15 protein-coding genes are annotated in these 18,966 nt (G+C 64.7%); 6 read left to right on the forward strand and 9 right to left on the reverse strand.

The features are described from left to right. Positions 1 to 2 precede the first annotated feature (2 nt). The gene (locus tag V2B23_RS19010) at positions 3 to 1,325 is read left to right on the forward strand and encodes an ABC1 kinase family protein (RefSeq protein ID WP_430951769.1); all 1,323 of its coding nucleotides are present in this window, start codon (positions 3 to 5) and stop codon (positions 1,323 to 1,325) included. Between the two features lie 31 nt (positions 1,326 to 1,356). Here V2B23_RS19010 and V2B23_RS19015 read toward each other — a convergent pair whose 3' ends face one another. Both V2B23_RS19015 and V2B23_RS19020 read right to left on the reverse strand, forming a co-directional pair. Further along, positions 1,357 to 1,647, reverse strand: a complete 291-nt coding sequence (locus tag V2B23_RS19015) for a WhiB family transcriptional regulator (protein WP_430951770.1) — start codon at positions 1,645 to 1,647, stop codon at positions 1,357 to 1,359. Between the two features lie 371 nt (positions 1,648 to 2,018). Next, positions 2,019 to 4,142, reverse strand: a complete 2,124-nt coding sequence (locus V2B23_RS19020; protein WP_430951771.1) for an ATP-dependent DNA helicase UvrD2 — start codon at positions 4,140 to 4,142, stop codon at positions 2,019 to 2,021. Between the two features lie 102 nt (positions 4,143 to 4,244). Between V2B23_RS19020 and V2B23_RS19025 the strand changes: the two genes are divergently transcribed. Further along, complete coding sequence (locus V2B23_RS19025) at positions 4,245 to 4,502, forward strand: mycoredoxin (RefSeq protein WP_033231152.1); 258 nt, start codon at positions 4,245 to 4,247, stop codon at positions 4,500 to 4,502. A 4-nt stretch (positions 4,503 to 4,506) separates the two neighbouring features. On the opposite strand, the gene nudC is transcribed toward V2B23_RS19025, so the two are convergent. Continuing rightward, positions 4,507 to 5,403, reverse strand: coding sequence for an NAD(+) diphosphatase (gene nudC / locus V2B23_RS19030; protein WP_430951772.1), 897 nt, complete (start codon positions 5,401 to 5,403; stop codon positions 4,507 to 4,509). Positions 5,404 to 5,445: 42 nt separating this feature from the next. After that, positions 5,446 to 6,513: a potassium channel family protein gene (locus V2B23_RS19035; protein WP_430951773.1), complete on the reverse strand. Its 1,068-nt coding sequence runs from the start codon at positions 6,511 to 6,513 to the stop codon at positions 5,446 to 5,448. 80 nt (positions 6,514 to 6,593) lie between these two features. On the opposite strand from V2B23_RS19035, the gene V2B23_RS19040 reads away from it, so the two are divergent. Then, positions 6,594 to 6,989 (forward strand): DoxX family protein, encoded by a 396-nt coding sequence (locus V2B23_RS19040; protein ID WP_033231155.1) that lies wholly within the window; start codon positions 6,594 to 6,596, stop codon positions 6,987 to 6,989. Here V2B23_RS19040 and V2B23_RS19045 read toward each other — a convergent pair. Both V2B23_RS19045 and V2B23_RS19050 read right to left on the reverse strand, forming a co-directional pair. Beyond that, the gene (locus V2B23_RS19045; RefSeq protein ID WP_430951774.1) at positions 6,986 to 10,357 is read right to left on the reverse strand and encodes an ATP-dependent helicase; all 3,372 of its coding nucleotides are present in this window, start codon (positions 10,355 to 10,357) and stop codon (positions 6,986 to 6,988) included. The genes V2B23_RS19040 and V2B23_RS19045 overlap by 4 nt on opposite strands. Next, positions 10,358 to 13,717 (reverse strand): ATP-dependent helicase, encoded by a 3,360-nt coding sequence (locus V2B23_RS19050; RefSeq protein ID WP_430951775.1) that lies wholly within the window; start codon positions 13,715 to 13,717, stop codon positions 10,358 to 10,360. Between the two features lie 63 nt (positions 13,718 to 13,780). On the opposite strand from V2B23_RS19050, the gene V2B23_RS19055 reads away from it, so the two are divergent. Genes V2B23_RS19055 through V2B23_RS19065 form a run of 3 tightly spaced genes read left to right on the forward strand, consistent with a single transcriptional unit; the run spans position 13,781 to position 16,641 of the window. After that, on the forward strand, positions 13,781 to 14,557 hold the full coding sequence (locus tag V2B23_RS19055; RefSeq protein ID WP_430951776.1) for an alpha/beta fold hydrolase: 777 nt from the start codon (positions 13,781 to 13,783) through the stop codon (positions 14,555 to 14,557). A 27-nt stretch (positions 14,558 to 14,584) separates the two neighbouring features. Beyond that, positions 14,585 to 14,884: an MGMT family protein gene (locus tag V2B23_RS19060; protein ID WP_430951777.1), complete on the forward strand. Its 300-nt coding sequence runs from the start codon at positions 14,585 to 14,587 to the stop codon at positions 14,882 to 14,884. 14 nt (positions 14,885 to 14,898) lie between these two features. Continuing rightward, positions 14,899 to 16,641, forward strand: a complete 1,743-nt coding sequence (locus V2B23_RS19065) for an NTP transferase domain-containing protein (RefSeq protein ID WP_430951778.1) — start codon at positions 14,899 to 14,901, stop codon at positions 16,639 to 16,641. A 37-nt stretch (positions 16,642 to 16,678) separates the two neighbouring features. On the opposite strand, the gene V2B23_RS19070 is transcribed toward V2B23_RS19065, so the two are convergent. Genes V2B23_RS19070 through nirD form a run of 3 tightly spaced genes read right to left on the reverse strand, consistent with a single transcriptional unit; the run spans position 16,679 to position 18,892 of the window. Next, the gene (locus tag V2B23_RS19070) at positions 16,679 to 17,386 is read right to left on the reverse strand and encodes a sirohydrochlorin chelatase (RefSeq protein WP_430951964.1); all 708 of its coding nucleotides are present in this window, start codon (positions 17,384 to 17,386) and stop codon (positions 16,679 to 16,681) included. Next, the gene (locus V2B23_RS19075) at positions 17,361 to 18,500 is read right to left on the reverse strand and encodes a uroporphyrinogen-III synthase (protein WP_430951779.1); all 1,140 of its coding nucleotides are present in this window, start codon (positions 18,498 to 18,500) and stop codon (positions 17,361 to 17,363) included. Before V2B23_RS19075 ends, V2B23_RS19070 begins: the two co-directional genes overlap by 26 nt. Then, entirely contained in the window at positions 18,497 to 18,892 is a 396-nt protein-coding gene (nirD, locus tag V2B23_RS19080; protein WP_430951780.1) for a nitrite reductase small subunit NirD, read from the reverse strand. Before nirD ends, V2B23_RS19075 begins: the two co-directional genes overlap by 4 nt. Positions 18,893 to 18,966: the final 74 nt, after the last annotated feature.

Consider the following 18,966-nt stretch of genomic DNA (forward strand, 5'->3'; position numbering starts at 1 on the left):
GTGTGGTGTCCGACATCCCGCGCAAAAGCTCTGCCCGTACCGCCAAACTCGCAAGCATTCCGATTGGGATGGCCGGGCGGGCCGCAATGGGCTTCGGACGCAAGCTCGCCGGTGGTGACAAGGACCAGATCGACGCCCAGCTCAGTGCCAGGGCCGCGGAACAGTTGTTCTCGGTTCTTGGCGAACTCAAGGGCGGCGCCATGAAGCTGGGCCAGGCTCTCAGCGTCATGGAAGCGGCTATTCCGGAGGAGTTCGCGGAGCCGTACCGCGAATCCCTGAACAAGCTCCAGGCAGCCGCGCCGCCGTTGCCCGTCAAGCAGGTCCACAAGATGCTGGATCAGCAGCTGGGAACCAAGTGGCGTGATCGGTTCCAGTCGTTCGACGACACCCCCACCGCATCGGCCAGCCTCGGGCAGGTCCATCGGGCCGTGTGGTCCGACGGACGCGACGTGGCCGTCAAGGTGCAGTACCCCGGTGCCGACGAAGCCCTGCGCGCCGACCTCAAGACTCTCGCTCGATTTGCGGGACTGTTCGGATCGGTGATGCCCGGCGTCGACGTGCGTCCGGTCATCGATGAGTTCACCGCGCGCACCGAGGAAGAACTCGACTACCGGATCGAAGCTGACAATCAGCGCGCCTTCGCTGCGGAATTCGACGGTGATCCACAGTTCCTCATCCCGCGCGTCGTTGCCAGCGCACCGAAAGTTGTTGTCACCGAATGGATGACGGCAACACCGCTGACCAGGATCATCGAGAGCGGAACCCCGAACCAGCGCAATGCCGCCGGTGCACTCCTTGCCGAATTCCACTTCGCGTCACCGGCGCGCGTCGGCCTGCTGCATTGCGATCCGCACCCCGGGAATTTTATGTTGCTCGACGACGGCCGATTGGGTGTCATCGATTTCGGCGCGGCGGCGCCGTTCCCGGAGGGGCTTCCTACCGTCTTGGGAACAATGGTCAGATTGGCCGTCGACGAACGATTCGACGAACTGACAGAACTGTTGCGCACCAACGGTTTTGTCATTCCGGGCCGGACTGTGACCGAACAGGAAATCGCCGACTACCTGCGCCCGTTCACCGATCCGATTCAGACCGAGTCGTTTCACTTCACTCGAACCTGGCTTCAACGAGCCGCCGGAACTGCGACCGATTTCAACAGCGCGCAGTTCCGGACGGCCCGGGCACTCAACTTGCCGCCTGAGTACCTGATGATCTTCCGAGTCCTCCTCGGCTCGGTGGGCATCTGTGCCCAGTTGGACGCGTATGCCCCGTACATGGAAATCCTGACCCGGTGGCTACCAGGATTTGCGGAGCCACAGGTGTGACCACCTCATATGCACAGGTGTAGAAGGCTCCTCACGCGCACACGAGTTGCTTACGGGGTCTGCCCCTCGGCCTCTTGGTTGCTATGACGGCACCGTGGTCGAGGATTTCTCCGCCCCACACTCCCCACGGCTCTTCGCGGTCGAGAGCTGCACCCAGGCAGAGGGAGCGGATGGGGCACTGCGCGCAGAGTGCCTTGGCTTGTTCGAGTTCTGCCGGGGACTCCGCGAACCACAGATCGGGATCGGATACGCGGCACGGCAGGTCGTGGCGGGTGGATGCGATCTCGATGAATGTGACGGCTCGACATGTCTGGGTAGACAACTCGTCTCTCCTAGCTTGGATGCGACAGGTGTGTCGCAAAATGGGTTCGATGGGTGCGAACCACAACCGAGCGGGGAAACCAGAAAGCACGGGATCCAACACAAAGGCCACGGTCCGCGTAATGCGGGGTCCGTGGCCGTAAGTGAACGGATGTGTCCTATCGAGGATTTTCTCGATGGCTTAGAGACACGGACCTGATTGCTGCTGGGCGCAGCTTGGCGGCGGCAACAGCGAACTGTTCGCGCACGGGGTACGAAATCATGTTCGTCATTTTTGCCACCTCCATTTCTGATCGGTCCGGATAGTTACTGCGCACGAGTCTCCCCGTAGCACTGGAAACCAGACTAGAGAATTCTCGGAAACTGCACAACCTATTTTTGACCTGCGGTTTTGCAAATAATGAGGACATCTTCGCCGTAGTCCTCGAGTTTCTTCGGTCCGATTCCATTGATGGCAACCAGGCCCCGAGCATCCTGGGGCCGTTGCTCGGCGATGGCAGTGAGCGTGTTGTCGCTGAACACGACGTATGCCGGCACCTTTTTCTCCCGCGACTTGTCCAGACGCCACGCACGCAGGTTCTCGAGCAATTCGACGTCGATATTGGAGGGGCATTTCTCGCATCGACCGAGCATCGTGGCCGACGTTCCCATGAGCGGCTTTCCGCAGACACGGCAACGCTGACGCTTCTTGCCCGACTGTGCCGGCGCGGCGATTCGTGAGGCCGGCGAGTCCTCGGGGATCAACCCGTTCAGGAACCGTGAGCGGCGTCGGGATTTCCGGCCGCCCTCGTTGCGCGCCAAAGCCCAGGACAAGTGCAGATGCTCACGGGCGCGCGTGACACCGACGTAGAGGAGTCGACGCTCTTCTTCGACCGCTGCCTCGTCGGGGGCGGAGTTGGAATCGCCGAGCACGTGCTGGATGGGGAGCGTGCCGTCGTTGAGGCCCACGAGGAAAACGGCGTCCCACTCGAGGCCCTTGGCCGCATGCAACGACGCCAACGTGACGCCCTGCACTGTCGGTGGGTGCCGCGCTTCGGCACGCGCCGTCAATTCCTGCAGGAGACCGGGAAGCGTCAGTTCGGGGTCGTGAACCAGCTGCTCCTCGGTGAGCGCAACCAGAGCGGTCAGTGACGCCCAGCGTTCACGGGCCTGCGTACCTGCTGGTTCTTCGTTGGTCAGTCCGAGTGGTGCCAGTACTGCGCGGACCAGCGAGAGAAGTCCCGCGCCGCTGTCTGCGCCGTCAGGAAGGTCGTCTCGGCCGCCGGCCTGCCGCAGCGCCGTCACCGCCTGACGAACCTCGGTACGAGTGAAGAAACCTTCGCCGCCGCGCACCTGGAACGGGATACCGAGCTTGGTGAGTGCCTGCTCGTGTACTTCCGACTGCGCGTTGATCCGGTACAGGATCGCGATCTCCGCGGCCGGTGTGCCGGCTGCGATGAGGCGTTTCACCGACCGGGCGATGGCGAGTGCCTCGGACGGTTCGTCGTTGAACTCCGCGAACTCGGGCTCGGGCCCCGGCGCGCGTTGTCCGATGAGTTGCAATCGGGTGCCGGCGATTCGGCCGGTGGCAGCACCGATAACCCGGTTGGCCAGCGAGACGACCTCGGGAGTGGAGCGATAGTCACGTTCGAGCCGGACCACTGTTGCCTCGGGAAACTTCCGCGAGAAGTCGAGCAGGTAGTTCGGTGTTGCTCCGGTGAACGAGTAGATGGTCTGGTTGGCGTCGCCGACAACCGTGAGGTCGTCGCGGTCGCCGAGCCACGCGTCGAGAACCCGCTGCTGCAGCGGCGTGACGTCCTGATATTCGTCCACGACAAAGCACCGGTAGCGCTCACGGAACTCGTCGGCCACGGACGAGTGCTCCTCGAGTGCCGCGGCGGTGTGCAAGAGGAGATCGTCGAAATCGAGCAGCATGCCGTCCTGGCCGCGAGCCTTCAATTCCTCGTACGCCGCGTAAACCTGCGCCACCTTCGCCGGATCGGCCGGTGCCTCCCGGCGGAACTTGGCAATGGTGCGCGGGTAATCCTCCGGCGCGATCAGCGACGCTTTCGACCACTCGATCTCACTCGCGAGGTCGCGCACGCTTTCGGTGCTGGTCGGCAAACCCACCCGGGCTGCGGCGCTGCTGACAACAGCGAATTTGCGATCCAGCAGACGCCATTCGGTATCACCGATTACCTGCGGCCAGAAGTACTTGAGTTGCCGAAGCGCAGCAGCGTGGAACGTGCGCGCCTGTACCTGGGGACCGCTGCCACCAACACCCAGCTCCCGCAGTCGGCCGCGCATTTCACCGGCTGCGCGCGCAGTGAACGTGACCGCCAGGACCTGACCGGCCTGCACATGACCGTCGGCAACCAGGTGAGCGATTCGCCGGGTAATCGTGCGTGTCTTGCCTGTTCCGGCACCCGCGAGTACACATACCGGGCCGCGTGGAGCGAGCACGGCGGCTGATTGTTCCGGGTCCAGTCCGGTGTCCGCAGGCATGAGCACCATCATGGCAGGACGTACCGACAGCGCCGCCGCGTGCCCGAGCGGATGTGGGCAAGCGAACACGGCCGGTTACGGAACAACAACCGAACTCGTGGTGTTATATGCGCCGTGACTACTTCCGAAAAAGCTCCTGCCCTCACCATCTACTCGACCACGTGGTGCGGCTACTGCCGCCGCCTCAAGACCCAGCTCAACGCGTCGGGCATCGAGTACACCGAAATCGACATCGAGAACGATCCATCGGCAGCCGAATTTGTCGGCAGCGTCAACGACGGCAATCACATCGTCCCGACGGTGAAGTACGCCGACGGAAGTGTCGCGACCAACCCGTCGCTCAATCAGGTGAAGCAGGCACTCGGACTGTAGGGCACTATTTGACCCAGCTCTCGAGCATTCCTCGCGCAATCGAGATGGAACCGGGCAGGAGCAGCGGCGCGTCGGCGTCGGACGCCCAGTCCCCCAGTTCGAGAGCAGATCGCACCTCTTCCTTGGTGAACCACGCTCCCTCGGCGATCTCGCCGTCCGCGAATACCAGCGGATCGGCGGGGTCGCCGATCGCCGTGAATCCCAACATCACCGAACGCGGGAACGGCCACGGCTGACTCCCGAGGTAACGGACGCTGTGGACGTCGACGCCCACTTCTTCCTTGATCTCACGCACCACACACGTCTCGAGTGACTCTCCCGCTTCGACGAAGCCCGCCAGGATAGAGAATCGTCGCGGCGGCCACGTCGGCTGCCGAGCCAGCAGTACTCGATCTGCGCCGTCGTGCACCAGGCAGATCACTGCAGGGTCGGTGCGCGGGAACTCCTCGTGGCCGGTGGTCGTCGAAATGCGTGACCACCCGGACATCGTCGGCTCACTCGGAGCCCCGTCGATCGAGCTGAATCCGGCACTGTCGTGCCAGTTGAGAATGGCGATCGCACCCGTCAGAAGACCTGCATCCGCGTCGTCGAGCGTTCCACCCAGCATCCGCAGATCCGACAGCTCGCCGGCAAGGAGTGACACGCGCACAGCCCACACATGCTTGTTGTCACGAATTCCGAGAAACACTGCGCCGCGAACCGGCTCAGCACCCAGGTCGCCGGCCTCGCCGAACACCAACTGGCCGCCGGACACCTTCACCTGACCGCGTGAGTTGACGCGCAAGAGCTGGGCGTTACTCCACCCCGCGGTCAGTGCAGCCGTATCGGACCGTAATTCCTCGGCGCGGCCGACACTCGAGCGGGAAAGCAAAGGTGTTTCAGTCAGCTGGAAGTCGTTCACGCTGACGACATTACTGGGCGCCGAAATACCGGGTTCGAGCTATCAGCTGACAACGCGACGGATGTACAACAGGCGATCGTCTGCCTCGACAGCGTCGACCTCCGGTGAACCGACCCGGACCAGGCGCCCGTCGCGAACAACACCCAGCACGATGTCGGACAGGTGACGCGGCGATCCGCCGACTTCGTCACGTTCGACAGCACGTTCGGCGATCGCGAATCCCGCCTCGGGTGTCAGGAGATCTTCGATCATCTCGACCACGGTGGGCGTGGTGGTGGCGATGCCGAGGAGTCGGCCAGCGGTTTCCGACGAGAGGACTACGGAATCCGCACCCGATTGACGCAGGAGATGGGCGTTGTCCGCCTCCCGAATAGCCGCGGCGATCCGTGCCTTCGGCGCGATCTCGCGGGCGGTCAGCGTCACGAGCACCGCAGTGTCGTCGCGGTTGGTCGCGACGATGATCGAATTTGCCCGTTGCGCCCCGGCGAGACGAAGCACGTCGGACTTGGTTGCCGAACCGAATACGGTTACCAGCCCCTTGGCCTCAGCGACGTCCAGCACCGCCCGGTCCGTGTCCACGACCACGATCTCGGATGCGGAAACACCGTCACCGATCATGGCTTCAATTGCTGTGCGCCCCTTGGTGCCGTATCCGACGACGACGGTGTGATTACGCACTTGCTGCCTCCAACGCTGAATTTTGAACGCCTGACGCGAACTCTCGGTCAGAGCTGACAGTGTGGTTCCGACCAACACGATCAAGAAGAAGATACGAAGTGGCGTGATCAACAAAACGTTGACCAGACGCGCCGACGGAGTGAACGGCGTGATGTCGCCGTAGCCGGTGGTCGAGAGCGACACTGTGGCGTAGTAGATGCAGTCGAGAAGCGAGAGCTCGTTGTCCTGCGCGTCCCGGTACCCCGCACGATCGATGTACACGATGAGCACGGCGGCCGCGAGCGCGCCGAGTGCAACCAGAACGCGCTTGTAGATAGCGCGGGCAGGACTGGTTTGCAGCTGCGGAATCCGCAGCACCCCGACAAGGGCAAAGTCAGGCTGGTCGGCCAATGATTCCGACCTGGAAAAACGCGCCCGGAGCTTTCCGGCCATACTTGCAACTCTCTCACTAGTAACTACGCAGACGCACCACAGTAGTGGCACGGACAGGCTCTGTAAGGCAGGGTAGGTCAATGTCTTCGAAAAGTTCGACATCCAGCCAGGCCGCCGCACTTCGACTTTCCGCTTTACTTCTCGGCGCGGGAACCATGCACTTCGTTGCGCCATCGTTCTTCGACAGCACCGTCCCACGCCAACTTCCCGGCGAAGCCCGTACCTACACCCAGGTATCCGGTGTCGCAGAATTGGCAATCGGGGCCGCTCTGGCCATTCCGAAAACTCGCCGATTGGGAGCCGGTCTCGCAGCAGCGCTGTTTGTTGCGGTGTTCCCCGCCAACATTCAGATGGCTGTGGATTGGTGCCGCAGCAACAAGACGTCCACTGCCCAGAAGGTCGGTTCGATCGCTCGCCTTCCAGTGCAAATCCCGTTGGTGACCGAAGCTCTCAAGGCGCGTCGTAACGCCGGCTAGCTCGCGCCGTCCTCCTCGCGGGCTCCTGCCGTGCGGATGAGGTGCGCCAGCGCTTCACCGTCCGGCAGGTTCTCGGGCGAGATGGTGCGTCCGGTCCGTACGTAGTGGAATGCCGCCCGAACCTTGTGCAGTGGAAACTCTTCCTTCCGTCCCGACGCGCGGGCCCGCGCGGACATCAATTCACCCCACGCCACGCGGTAGGCGGCCAACTGCATGACCACAGCATCTTCGTTGGCGGCGGACGGTTCAGCTCCGGTCTTCCAGTCGATGACCGTCCACCCACCGTCCGGGTCCGCGAACACCGCGTCGATCCGGCCGCGCAAAACCGTTCCGGCGATGGAGGTTTCGAACGGGACTTCCACCTCGACGGGACTGCGGTTGGCCCACGGGGAACGCAGGAACGCATCCTGCAGTTTGATCAGATCGGTTTCCGGGCCGGCTCCGGTATCGGCGGCGCCGGGCAGTTCGTCGAGATCCAGCAACCGCGTTGCGCCGAAGCGTCGCTCGATCCACGCGTGGAACGCCGTACCGCGCCTGGCCAGCGGGTTGGGCGGATACGGAAGCGGCCGACGCAAACGCGCTGCGAGTTCGTCGGGATCGGCTTTGAGGTCGACCAACTGCGTCACCGAAAGTTGTGCCGGGAGAATCACTTCAGCACGCGCATTGGCGCGGGCCTCTCGCTCAGCCAGGAGCACAGTCACATCCGACGCCCAGTTCTCCGGATCGTCTTCAGGGTCAGTCGCGTCAGGGTTGGTCACAGTGGGCTTCGCCAGTTCTGCCAGTACCGCGGCTGCGCCGGCCTCCACCGCTCCGCGCCGTGAACCGAGCGGATCCGGCGGCCACTGCGCAGTTCTCGGCGTGGAGGCCAACGGATTTTCGCTGTCGGGTTCGGGATCCGGCGCCCAGGTCTCGATAACGCCGACGCCTGGGGTCTCGGTAACCGTCTGGTGCAGTTCGGCCAGGAACTCCGACGGTCCCTTCGGTTCGGCTCCCGACTCGGCCCAGTGATGCGCCGAAATGAACAGTGCCCGTTCGGTTCGCGTGAGGGCAACGTAGAACAGACGCCTGTCCTCGTCGAGTCGGCGATCTCCGAGAGCCTGCTTGTGCGCGTCGATCGCGTTCTGCAGATCCTTGCGGTTGTAGACATTCTCGAGGTCGAGCACGGGAACCCCGTCGGCTGAGTCTGCATCGACCGCACGGTCACCGCGCAGCGACGGTGGCAATTCTGCAAGCGCGCCCAGCCACGAACCGGACGCAGTCGAGGACGGGAACACACCGTCGCTGACATGCGGAACGGCAACAACTTCCCATTCCAGGCCCTTCGCGGAGTGCACCGTCAGAATCTGGACCCGATCCGGCGCTACTTCCACTTCGCCGGGCGTGAGCCCTTTTTCGATCTGTTCGGCGGCCGCGAAGAACGACAACATCCCGGTGAGATTTGCGGTGGGACGCGTCGCGTAGTTGGCAACAACGTCGGCAAAGGCGTCGAGGTGCTCGCGACCGGCTGTACCCAGCACACCGAGCCTCGTTCGCGCACCGGCCTCGATTCCGATGCCGAGCACCCGCTCGACTTCTGCCACCAATTCTGTGAGCGGTTGTCCGATACGCTCGCGCAGCGACGCCAGTTCACCGGCCACGGCGCCGATTCGCGCATAGCCGAGCGCCGAATAGTGCTCGGCTGGACCGGGATCCGATATCGCATCGACCAACCCCGCCTGCTCGGCCTGCTCACCGGGCAGTGAATCCTGCACGGCTTCAGCCAACGCTGCCGAATCGGTGACGGCACCCGCCGTGCCGTAACCGGCCGAAATCGCGAGCTCCCGAGATCGCTTCGACAGCGCGGCCACGTCCTTGGCACCGATCTGCCAGCGTGCCCCCGTCAGCAGGCGCACCGCGGCGCTGCCCGCCAACGGATCAGCTACTACCCGCAGCATCGCAATGACGTCGGCAACTTCGGGTGTGTGCAGGAGTCCACCGAGGCCGACCACCTCGACCGGCAATCCGGCTGCCCGCAGCGCTTCGGCCAGGGGCGCAGCGTCGGCATTACGACGGATCAGCACCGCTGCGGTAGGCGGCGGTCGATCGTCGGCGCGCGCAGCGTCATATTGCTCGGCAATTTTCTGCGCCACCCACTCTCGTTCCTGCTCGACGTCAGGCAACAATGCGAGCCGGACATCGCCGGCACCTGCCCCGGGCCGGGCTCGCAATGTGCTGACGGCTACGCCGCGTCGACGAAGCGGCGCCGACGAGAGATTGGCAAGTTCGAGTGCCTCCGGCGGATTGCGCCAACTGGTCAACAATTCGAGCGTGGGGGCCGGGTTTCCGTTCGCAAGTGGGAAATCCGTCGCAAAGCGTGGGAGGTTGGCTGCCGATGCGCCGCGCCACCCGTAGATGGACTGCATCGGATCGCCGACGGCCGTCAAAGCCAGCCGGGCGTCGGTGCCGCCACCGAACAACGAGGACAGCAACACGCGCTGAGCGTGACCGGTGTCCTGATACTCGTCGAGGAGCACCACCCGGAAGCGGCTCCGTTCGGCTTCTCCTACTTCGGGGTGCCCCGACGCCACGCGTGCCGAGAGCGACATCTGACTACCGAAGTCGAGGGCACCTTCCCACCGCAGCGTCTCGGACAGTCTCGCAACCAGCGGTAGGAGTTCGACGCGCTTGTGCTGGACGTCGAGGTATCCGAGCAGTTCCTTGCTCGGCCCGCCGCGCTGCTTCGGGCCCGCAGGCAGCGTGTGGATCAACGCGTCCAGTTCCGCGTGAGCACCGCGAAGTTGCTCCGGGTCCACGAGGTGCTCGGAAAGCTGACCGGCAAGTGCCAGAACGGTTTCGGTGATCGACCCCGGATTCTTGTCGGTATCGAGATCGCCGTCCCAGCCGCTGACAACTCGGTGGGCGACCTGCCACAGTTCTGTCTCCGAGAGCAGAGTCGCCGACGGTTCGATAGGCAGGAGAAGACCGTGTTCGGACAACAACCGGCCCGCATACGCGTGATAGGTGCTGACCTCGGGTTCACCGGCCAAGATCCGCGCACGCACTCCCCCGGTGGGGTCGAGGGCGCGTAGAACATCGGAACCGGCAAGCCTGGCCAGACGCTTGCGGATGCGAGTGGTGAGCTGCTGCGCGGCTTTTCGGGTAAACGTCAGACCCAACACGGCCTCGGGGTCGACAAATCCGTTGGCCACCAGCCAGACGACCCGGGCAGCCATTGTTTCGGTCTTGCCGGCGCCGGCGCCGGCAACAACCAGTGTCGGGCCCAATGGCGCGGCGATGACCGCGGCCTGTTCCGGCGTCGGCGGGTGCTGGCCGAGAGCGACTGCAAGATCAACCGGGCTGATCTTGGGTCGCCGCGCCTTGGATGCCATCTAGGAACTCACCTGCCGTCCTTCGTCGTGGGCGGGGCAACTGGACCGCACCGGGCAGTGGCGGCATCCGTCGTTGACCCGGGCCAGATACTGCGGCCCCTGCGTTGCGGCAGCGGCATTGTGGATGACATCACGCCACATCTCGACGGCCTCGGCGGTCAACGGCGGCTGAACACGCTGCGTCGCACCGTCTTTCTTGTTGGACTTCGCCACGAATACCAACCGGGCCCCACCGGGTTGCGTCGCCGGCTCGCCCGCTATCGCCCCTTCGGCTGCAGCCACCTGATAGGCCGCCAACTGCGCATGGGACTGCGCCGCGTCGTTGCTGACCGGGTTTCGCGCAGTCTTGACGTCGATGACAACGGGGCGCCCCTCCGCATCGCGCTCGAGTCGATCGATGCGTCCGCGGAGTTTGACGGCCGGTTCCCCCTCCTCACGCGGTTCGAGGATGCCCTCGACCGCGACCTCCACCCCGACTTCGGTGAGTTCGCCGCGGGTGGAGCTCATCCAAGCTGTGAACGTGGCCAGCATCTCGCGAGTGCGATTGAGTTCGCGGCGCGAGTACCACTGCGAACCCAAGTCGATGGATTCCCAGGCATTTTCGAGTGCCTTCTCGACCTGATCCGGTGGGATACGCCCGGCAAGTGCCTGAACGAGAGTGTGGACCAGCGTGCCCGCGATGGCATGTGTGTTGTCTCCGTCGGAACCGCCATGACGTTCGAACACCCAACGCAGTGGACATGTTTCGAGCAACTCGATGGTGGACGGCGAGAGCGCCACCGGGCCGTCCTCCGGTTGCCACAACCGTTCCACGGTGCTGGGCGAGCTGGTGCCGTACCACTGATCGGGGTGCGCGCCGCGGACTCCCGCTGCGGCCAGGCGCGCCAATTGACGCGCTGCACGCGCATGCTTCTCGGGATCACCTGCGGCGAGGTCCGGATCGCACACCACACTGCGCAGTTGAGCGACCAACGCCGGCAGGGACAACACCCGGGTGTCACCGGGTTCGGGGGCGGGCACCGTCGGTTCACCTGCCCCGTCGTCATCGAATTGATCGCCGCGCAGGAGCTCGTCCACAAATCGGGACGGCACCAGATCCGTATCACCCGAGGCAGATTCGACGGCTGTCACCAACAACCGTCGGCGCGCGCGAGAACACGCCACCAGGAAGAGTCGACGCTCCTCGGCCAGCAGCGGCGCGGTTCGCGACAACCGCTCTTCGGCGGAATCGCTGCCGTCCGACACACCGTTGATCAGGTCGATCAACGCCTCGGTCCGAAGGAGTGATCCGCGTGCCCGCAAACTGGGCCACAGTCCTTCCTGCACACCGGCCACCGCGACAACAGCCCACTCACGTCCGGCCGCTGCGTGCGCACTGACGACAGTGACCGCATCCGGCGCGATCACCGAGCGCGAGCGCGAATCGGTGGGGATCTCCTGGCTGGTGAGGTAGTCGACAAAACCCGCGAGCTGCGAACGTGGCAGCCGATCCACATAGGTGGCTGCCGCATCGAAGAGCGCAACCACTGCGTCGAGATCGCGATCGGCCTGCGAGCCGATCGGACCACCGCGCGCCGACGCTGCCGCCCAGCGGCGTTCGAGCCCGGTGGCCTGCCACGCCGCCCACAGAACTTCCTCGACGCCAAGTCCACGATCGAGCGGCACGCGGGCTTTGCGCAATACCGACAGCACCCGATTCAACGCCGCAGATTCGACGTCGGTCAGCTTTGCGGTCAACCGCTTGGATTGCGCGCGGTCTTCGTCGATCAGGATGAGCCGCAACAGTTCTGCGGAATCGCGATCCTTCCCGGAGGCAAGTTCGATGCGGCGCAGACCACGGCGCAACCGCCGCAGCGTCACCGGTTCGGCAGCGCCGACGGGGCCGGACATGAGCGCCAACGCGTCGTCGCCGGTGAACCCGTCTCGCCCGAGAGCCCGAAGCAGCAGGAGAAGCCCGGACACTCCGTGTTGACGGGCCAACGGCAGTTCCGTGGCTGCGGTCGTGACGGGGACACCTGCCGCCAGCAAGGCGCGTCGAAGCGGAGCCAAGGTTCGCGGCACCGAACGCACGATGACGGCCATGTCGGACCACGGGATGCCGTCGAGGAGGTGCGCGCGCCGCAAGGTGTCCGCGACCACGGCCGCTTCCTTGGCTGTGGTACCCAGTACTCGCACCGACGCGTGCCCGGGATCGTCATCCGACAGGTCGGCGGGCACCGCGATACGGTGGGCCAGGTTGCCGGGCAATCGTGCGGCGATCTTCGCGGCAATCGCCGCGACATCGGCGTTGTTGCGATGCGTAGTGGGCAGGATTACTGCCCGCTCTTCGCCCTTGTCCGCCAGGTCGAGCAGGAAACGGGAATCAGCCCCGCGGAATCCGAACACCGACTGATCCGGGTCGCCGGCGATCACCGTCGTTGCCGTTCCGGTTCCGATCAGCCGAACCAATTGCGCGGCTTGCGGATCCAGGTGTTGAGCGTCGTCTACGAGGAGGTGACGGATGCGGGCGCGCTCGGATCGCAACAACTCCGGGTCCGTGGCAAACGCGGTGAGCGCAGCACCGATCAACTCGGCGGCATCAAGAGCAGGCGCCGTCGCCTCCGGGGCCTCGACGCCCACGGACGCGCGCAACAGAACACCCTGCTCGTACACCTCCGCGAATCGTCCGGCAGCCACCCATTCCGGACGGCCTTTACGTTTGCCGAGCTTGATCAGATCTTCCGGTCCGAGGCCGCGTTCGTTGGCGCGCAACATCAGATCGCGCAGTTCGACGGCAAAACCGTTCATGCCCAGTGCCGGCCTCAATCGCTCCGGCCAGTACTGCGCGCCGTCCTCGATGTCGCCGCGCAACATCTCACGCAACACCGCGTCCTGTTCGGCGCCGGTGATCAAACGCGGCGGAGCGTTGCCGTGCGCTGCGGCCTGCAAACGGAGCACCGCAAACGCGTAGGAGTGCACGGTGCGGACCAGCGGTTCCCGAGTTGCCTGCGGGCCTCGCTCGCGTTCGAACCCGAAGAGGCCCGCGGTGATCTGCTCGCGTACTGCTGTTGCCGCCCGACGCGACTGTGTGAGGACCAGAACGGATTCCGGGTCTTCGCCACCGGAAATCTTGGCGACCGCCAGATCGATCAGCAGTGACGACTTGCCGGTTCCGGGACCGCCAAGCACCTGCCAGGGGTTCCACTGCTCACCGCCGAATGCCAACATGAACGGGTCGTCGGCAGGCTCGGCGAACAACTGCGCAGCGGCGGCGTCCCACTTGCGCGGAACGAGTGAGGGCGCGGCCCGGTGCACCAACCGCGCCCGCGGGATGGTGTTCTTGGTGCGCGCCGGCGGTGGCGCCACAATCGTCTCACTCACCCAGGCATTCCATCAGAGGGCACCGACACGGCACACATCGCCTGCTTCGGGCAAGATTGGCGTGTGCCCGCACTCCACACCTATCTGTACGGCCCGGCCGGTGCGCCGGAGATACTGTCGCTGCACGGTCTGACCGGCCACGGCCGACGGTGGCAGTCGATGGCCGAGAATCAACTTCCCGACGCCCGCTGGATCGCTCCCGATCTGCGTGGTCACGGCCGCTCGACCTGGGCTCCGCCGTGGAACATCGAGGCGCATGTCGCCAGCCTGATCGATACCCTGGACGAGCACGCCAACGGCCCGGTCGTGATCGTTGCCCACTCGTTCGGCGGCGCCTTGGCACTACACCTCGCGGCGACTGCGCCGGACCGCGTCCGCGGATTGGTGTTGCTCGACCCTGCCATCGGACTCGATCCGGAGTTCATGGGCCGAGTGGCCGAACTCACCATCGGTTCACCGGATTACACGGATGCCGCCGAGGCGCGTTCGGAAAAGGTTCACGGCTCCTGGGGTGAAGTTCCCACGGCGGTACTGGACGAGGAATTCGAGGAGCATCTGATTCACCTCGACAACGGACGCGTCAACTGGCGACTCTCCACTCCCGCCGTCGTCACGGCGTGGGGAGAACTCGCTCGGCCACTGGTGCTCCCGCCGAGTTCCATGCCGACCGTGATCGTCCAGGCTATGAAGGTGCAACCGCCGTACGTCACCGACAAGTTCCGCGCGGCGATCACCGAGCACCTCAGCCCGAACCTGACCAGCGTCGAGTTCGACTGCGACCACATGGTGCCGCACGTGCGCGCCGACGAGGTTGCGGCCCTGATCCGCAAATTACTGTGATATTCACGTTGCGCTGAGAATGAGACAATGGCTGCCACTACCGACGAACAGATCGAAGAGGTCCGCCGACTCGTCGCGTCCATTCCCTCCGGATTTGTCGCCACCTATGGCGACATTGCCGATGCTGTAGGGCTTTCCAGCCCGCGCACGGTCGGGTGGATCATGCGTACCGACTCCTCGGATCTCCCGTGGCATCGGGTTCTGGGTGCATCCGGCAAACCCGCAGCGCACCTGGCCCATCGACAGATTGCGAAGTTGGAATTGGAGGGCGTTCCGATCAAGGACGGCCGGATCGACATGGCGCGCGCACGGCACACCTTCCCGTAGGGCAGCATGGACTTATGAACGCCCATCCGCCTACCTGTGCGCTGATACTTGCCGGCGGACGCGGCACCCGGATGGGCGGCGTCGACAAACCCGGACTTGTGGTGCACGGCCACCGTCTGCTCGACATCGCACTTGCTGCCACAGCACATTTAGGCACCACGGTGGTGGTCGGACCGCATCGCGACGACCTCGACACCGGGGTCGTGCAAACCCAAGAGTCGCCGATCGGCGGTGGGCCGGTGTCCGCACTCTGGGCAGGCTTGAACGCCGTTGATCTACCCGACGACGCAGTAGTGGTCGTCCTGGCAGCCGATCTGCCGCACGTCAGCCGCGGGGTCGTCGACTCCCTGGTCGACACGACGTCACACCGGGGCCCTGTGACGTGCGCGGTCGACGAGAACAACCGAACGCAATTTCTGCTGTCCGCGTGGATGTTCCATGAACTGCGTGAGCGCATCGCAGCACTTCGAGAGAGTGCCGGTCTCGACAATCAGCCGATGAAGAAGCTACTGACCCAGGGATTCTCGACACTTGCGGTCAGTGGCACAGCCGATTGCGACACTCCCGAGGATCTCGAACGGGCGCGGGAGCTACCTCGACTGACTATCGCGGGGGCCCGCGCAGCGATTCTGGAGTCGCTCGCACCACTGCGCCCCCGCCGAGCTGTGCTGGCCGAAAGCTTCGGCGCGAGCCTCGCCGAACCTCTTGTTGCACAGGGCGATCTACCGCGATCTCCCGTCTCCGCGATGGACGGCTATGCCGTGGCTGGTGACGGCCCCTGGCGGATTCGCCAGGAAGTCCGCGTCGCCGGCGCCGACACCTCTCTCGAGTTGGCAGACGGTGAAGCAATCCGCATCGCGACGGGCGCACACCTTCCCACCGGCGCAACCGCAGTAGTCCGGGACGAACACGTGGTCGCCGAGGACACTCCCCCGTTGCTGACACTGCTGCCGAATACACCGCTGCGCAACGACGCTCGGCCGCGGGGCGAAGACTGGACCGTCGGTTTCACTCTCGCACCAGCAGGCACATCGGTGACACCGGTACTCGTTTCCGCCGCCACCAGCGGCGAAGTTGTCGAAGGCGTGGTGCGCGGCCCGGTACGTGCGCGGGTCGTGACGACCGGCGACGAAATCCGTCGAGTCGGGCCACTGCGCGAAGGCCAGACGCGCGATTCCATCGGCGGCATCCTCCCACTTCTTCTCCAGCGGTGCGGCGCGGCATGCATCTCCGACACCCATTTACGCGATACCGCAGACGGTTTCGAGACCACCCTGAGTGCTGACGACGGCGCCGATGTCATCGTGATCGTCGGCGCGACTGGCGGCGGCGCTGCCGACGAAATGCGCTCTGCCCTGGACCGTCTCGGTGCCCACATTGTTGTCGGCCGGGTCGCGTCGCGTCCCGGCGGTTCACAGATCACGGCAGTCCTGCCCACCGGAAAAGTAGTGCTCGGCCTTCCGGGAAATCCCTATGCGGCAGTGACAACTCTGTTGACCATGCTGCCGACCATCGTCAGTGCGCTCACCGGGCGAACTCCATTGCCGCCGTTGCTCGGAGTGATCGCGAACGCCTCCGAGGTCAGTTCCGATGCTGTGCGATTACTTCCGGTCACGCAATCCGATGACGGCCGCTGGCACGCAGACGCTTCGGTGCGCACCTCACATCTAGCAGGCTTGACAGGCAAGGCAGCGTTTGCGCTTGTACCCGCATCGGCCCCCGACAACGTCGTTGCCGAACTCGTTCTGCTGGGGTGAGGCTCACCGTCCTCGAGCGCACTGGTCCCGAGCAGCCTCAGATCACCGCGACGCCGCTGCGAGCCGCCGAATACCGGTTGACCACAAGATCCACGACACCGGGATCAACTCCGAGAGGTTCGGTGACGCCGTCAGCGCCGGCCGCACCAAGGCGTTCGTGAAACAATCCGTGCGCAAGAAGATACGACGCGATGAACACTCGGCGCGCGCCGCGAACCCTTGCCGCTGCAACAACATCCACTACCTTGGGTGATCCGGTTGCGATATACCCGATATCGACTCGGGTTTCGGCTTGTTCCGCCAACATCAGTGCGGCGCGCTCGACATCGCGCAGGGCGCGCGAATCGGAAGATCCCGCTGCGGCAAGTACTATTGCGTCGCCGCTGCGCCACCCGCCGTCGCGTAATCGACGCATCAGGACGCTGGCCAATGCGGGATCGGGACCGAGGGCAGGTGTGACCGTGACGCCGGGGTGCCCACTGACGTCGACTTCGCGTCGCACATCGGTGTGAACGTGATATCCCGACGCCAGGAACGCCGGCACAAGGATTGCCCGGCCGGGGATGTCGCGGAGAACCTCCGACGGCGACGGACCCAGTACGTCGACAAAGGCCACCCGCGTTGTACCTACCCGCGCACTGACCGCTTCGGCCAGTGCGGCAATCATTTCCACGCCCCGCGCACTTCGTGTGCCGTGCGCTACCAGAACCAGGACGTCGCTAGAGTTCTGCGTATTCGGTGGGATCGAGTGCAAGACGATAACCTCGCTTCACAACGGTTTGAACGGCTTTGGGAGCGCCGAGGCACGCGCGCAGGCGTGCGACAGCGGTTTCGACGGCGTGTGTGTCGTCGCCACTCCCCGGAAGGGCGGCCAACAGTTCGGCACGCGAGACGACGTGCCCGGGCCTGGCCCCGAGAGATCGCATGAGAGACATTCCGGCCGGCGACACTGCTCGGATTTCCCCGTCCACGACAACACAGCCACCGCGGATACTGATTTCGTGGTCACCGGCCTGAATACGGTTGGCGCGCTGCGGAAGTTCGTCGACGATGTGTCGCGCCAGAGCGCCAAGGCGGGCCCTGGCCGGCGCCGTGGTCGGAACCTGCAATGCCTCGAGCGGCGCCGAGGTCACCGGTCCGACACACACTGCTGTCACCGGTCCGCGCATGGCATCGAGAATGCTGTCGAGTCGCCCCGTCGTATCGGCCCGCATCAGGATCGACGCCACCGCCGGTGCACTGGTGAAGCTGACGGCGTCCATTGCCGACGACGCGATGGCGTCGATCATCCGGTCGAGTGGAGTCGGATCTTCCGGCGGTTCCCAGCGGTAGACCGGTACAGCGATGACCTCGGCACCCGCGTCGCGCAGGGCCTGACAGAAATCGGGAATCGGTTCCCATTCCGTGGTGGCGCCGTGCAATTGGACGGCGATGACCTTTCCCGAAACACCCTCCGCCAGCAGATGTTCGAGCACTTCGGCCGAAGATTCCGATGCCGGAGACCATTCTTCGCGCAGGTCCGCAGCGCGAATCGCACCTTTTGCCTTGGGCCCGCGGGCCAGAAGACGTGCCGAAGTCAGTGCCGCGGACAGATTCTCGGCTTCACCCCACCCGTCGGCAGCTTCGAGCCAACCACGAAATCCGATACCGGTCGTGGCAACAACCACCTCGGGCGGACTCGCGATGATCTGCCGCGTCACCCGTTCCAATTCACGGTCGTCGGCGAGCGGGATGATGCGAATAGCCGGAGCGTGCACCACTTCCGCACCCCGACGCGTCAGCAGCATCGCAAATTCATCGGCACGGCGCGACGCCGTGATCCCGACCGTGAACCCCGCTAGTGGCATGTTGTCATTCACGAGACGGATTCGACAGCCCGAATAGTGCTGTGCACCTGCACCACGCCGGCCCAGACCCTGATCTCGTACACCGGAAGCGATACCGACTCGTCGTCGAGTGCCCGGCCGTCGACCAGCGAGAACACCTGCTTGAGCAACGGCGACACCACGATCGGCTCACCGTCACGGTCACCGACCAGTCCGCGGGACATCACTGAAGCGCGTCCGTACGGATCGTAGTTGCCGACGGCACGCAACGTGCCGTCCTCGAGGAGGAACAGGGCCACCTGCTCACCGCCGCGGAGCAGTACTGCCACCCCGCGTCCCGGGATGAGGTGACTCAGTGGGCACGCCGAAGTCCATTCCAATCGTTCGGAATCCAGCTTGGCAATCTGCGCATCGATGACACTCATCGAAGTCCTCCTGTCGATCCGGCGAGCTCGTCGCACGGGTTCTTGTCTCAAGTTGTACGGGCCCCGTGTTACCC

It is taken from the genome of Rhodococcus sp. 24CO, from assembly GCF_050586165.1.
Taxonomy (GTDB): Bacteria; Actinomycetota; Actinomycetes; order Mycobacteriales; family Mycobacteriaceae; genus Rhodococcus_F.

Bases quoted from the DNA above. Each gene is read 5' to 3' on its own strand.
- V2B23_RS19020 (WP_430951771.1), bottom strand. From the start codon at position 4,142: ATGATGGTGCTCATGCCTGCGGACACCGGACTGGACCCGGAACAATCA.
- V2B23_RS19035 (WP_430951773.1), bottom strand. From the start codon at position 6,513: ATGGCCGGAAAGCTCCGGGCGCGTTTTTCCAGGTCGGAATCATTGGCC.
- V2B23_RS19040 (WP_033231155.1), top strand. From the start codon at position 6,594: ATGTCTTCGAAAAGTTCGACATCCAGCCAGGCCGCCGCACTTCGACTT.
- V2B23_RS19045 (WP_430951774.1), bottom strand. From the start codon at position 10,357: ATGGCATCCAAGGCGCGGCGACCCAAGATCAGCCCGGTTGATCTTGCA.
- V2B23_RS19060 (WP_430951777.1), top strand. From the start codon at position 14,585: ATGGCTGCCACTACCGACGAACAGATCGAAGAGGTCCGCCGACTCGTC.
- V2B23_RS19065 (WP_430951778.1), top strand. From the start codon at position 14,899: ATGAACGCCCATCCGCCTACCTGTGCGCTGATACTTGCCGGCGGACGC.
- nirD (WP_430951780.1), bottom strand. From the start codon at position 18,892: ATGAGTGTCATCGATGCGCAGATTGCCAAGCTGGATTCCGAACGATTG.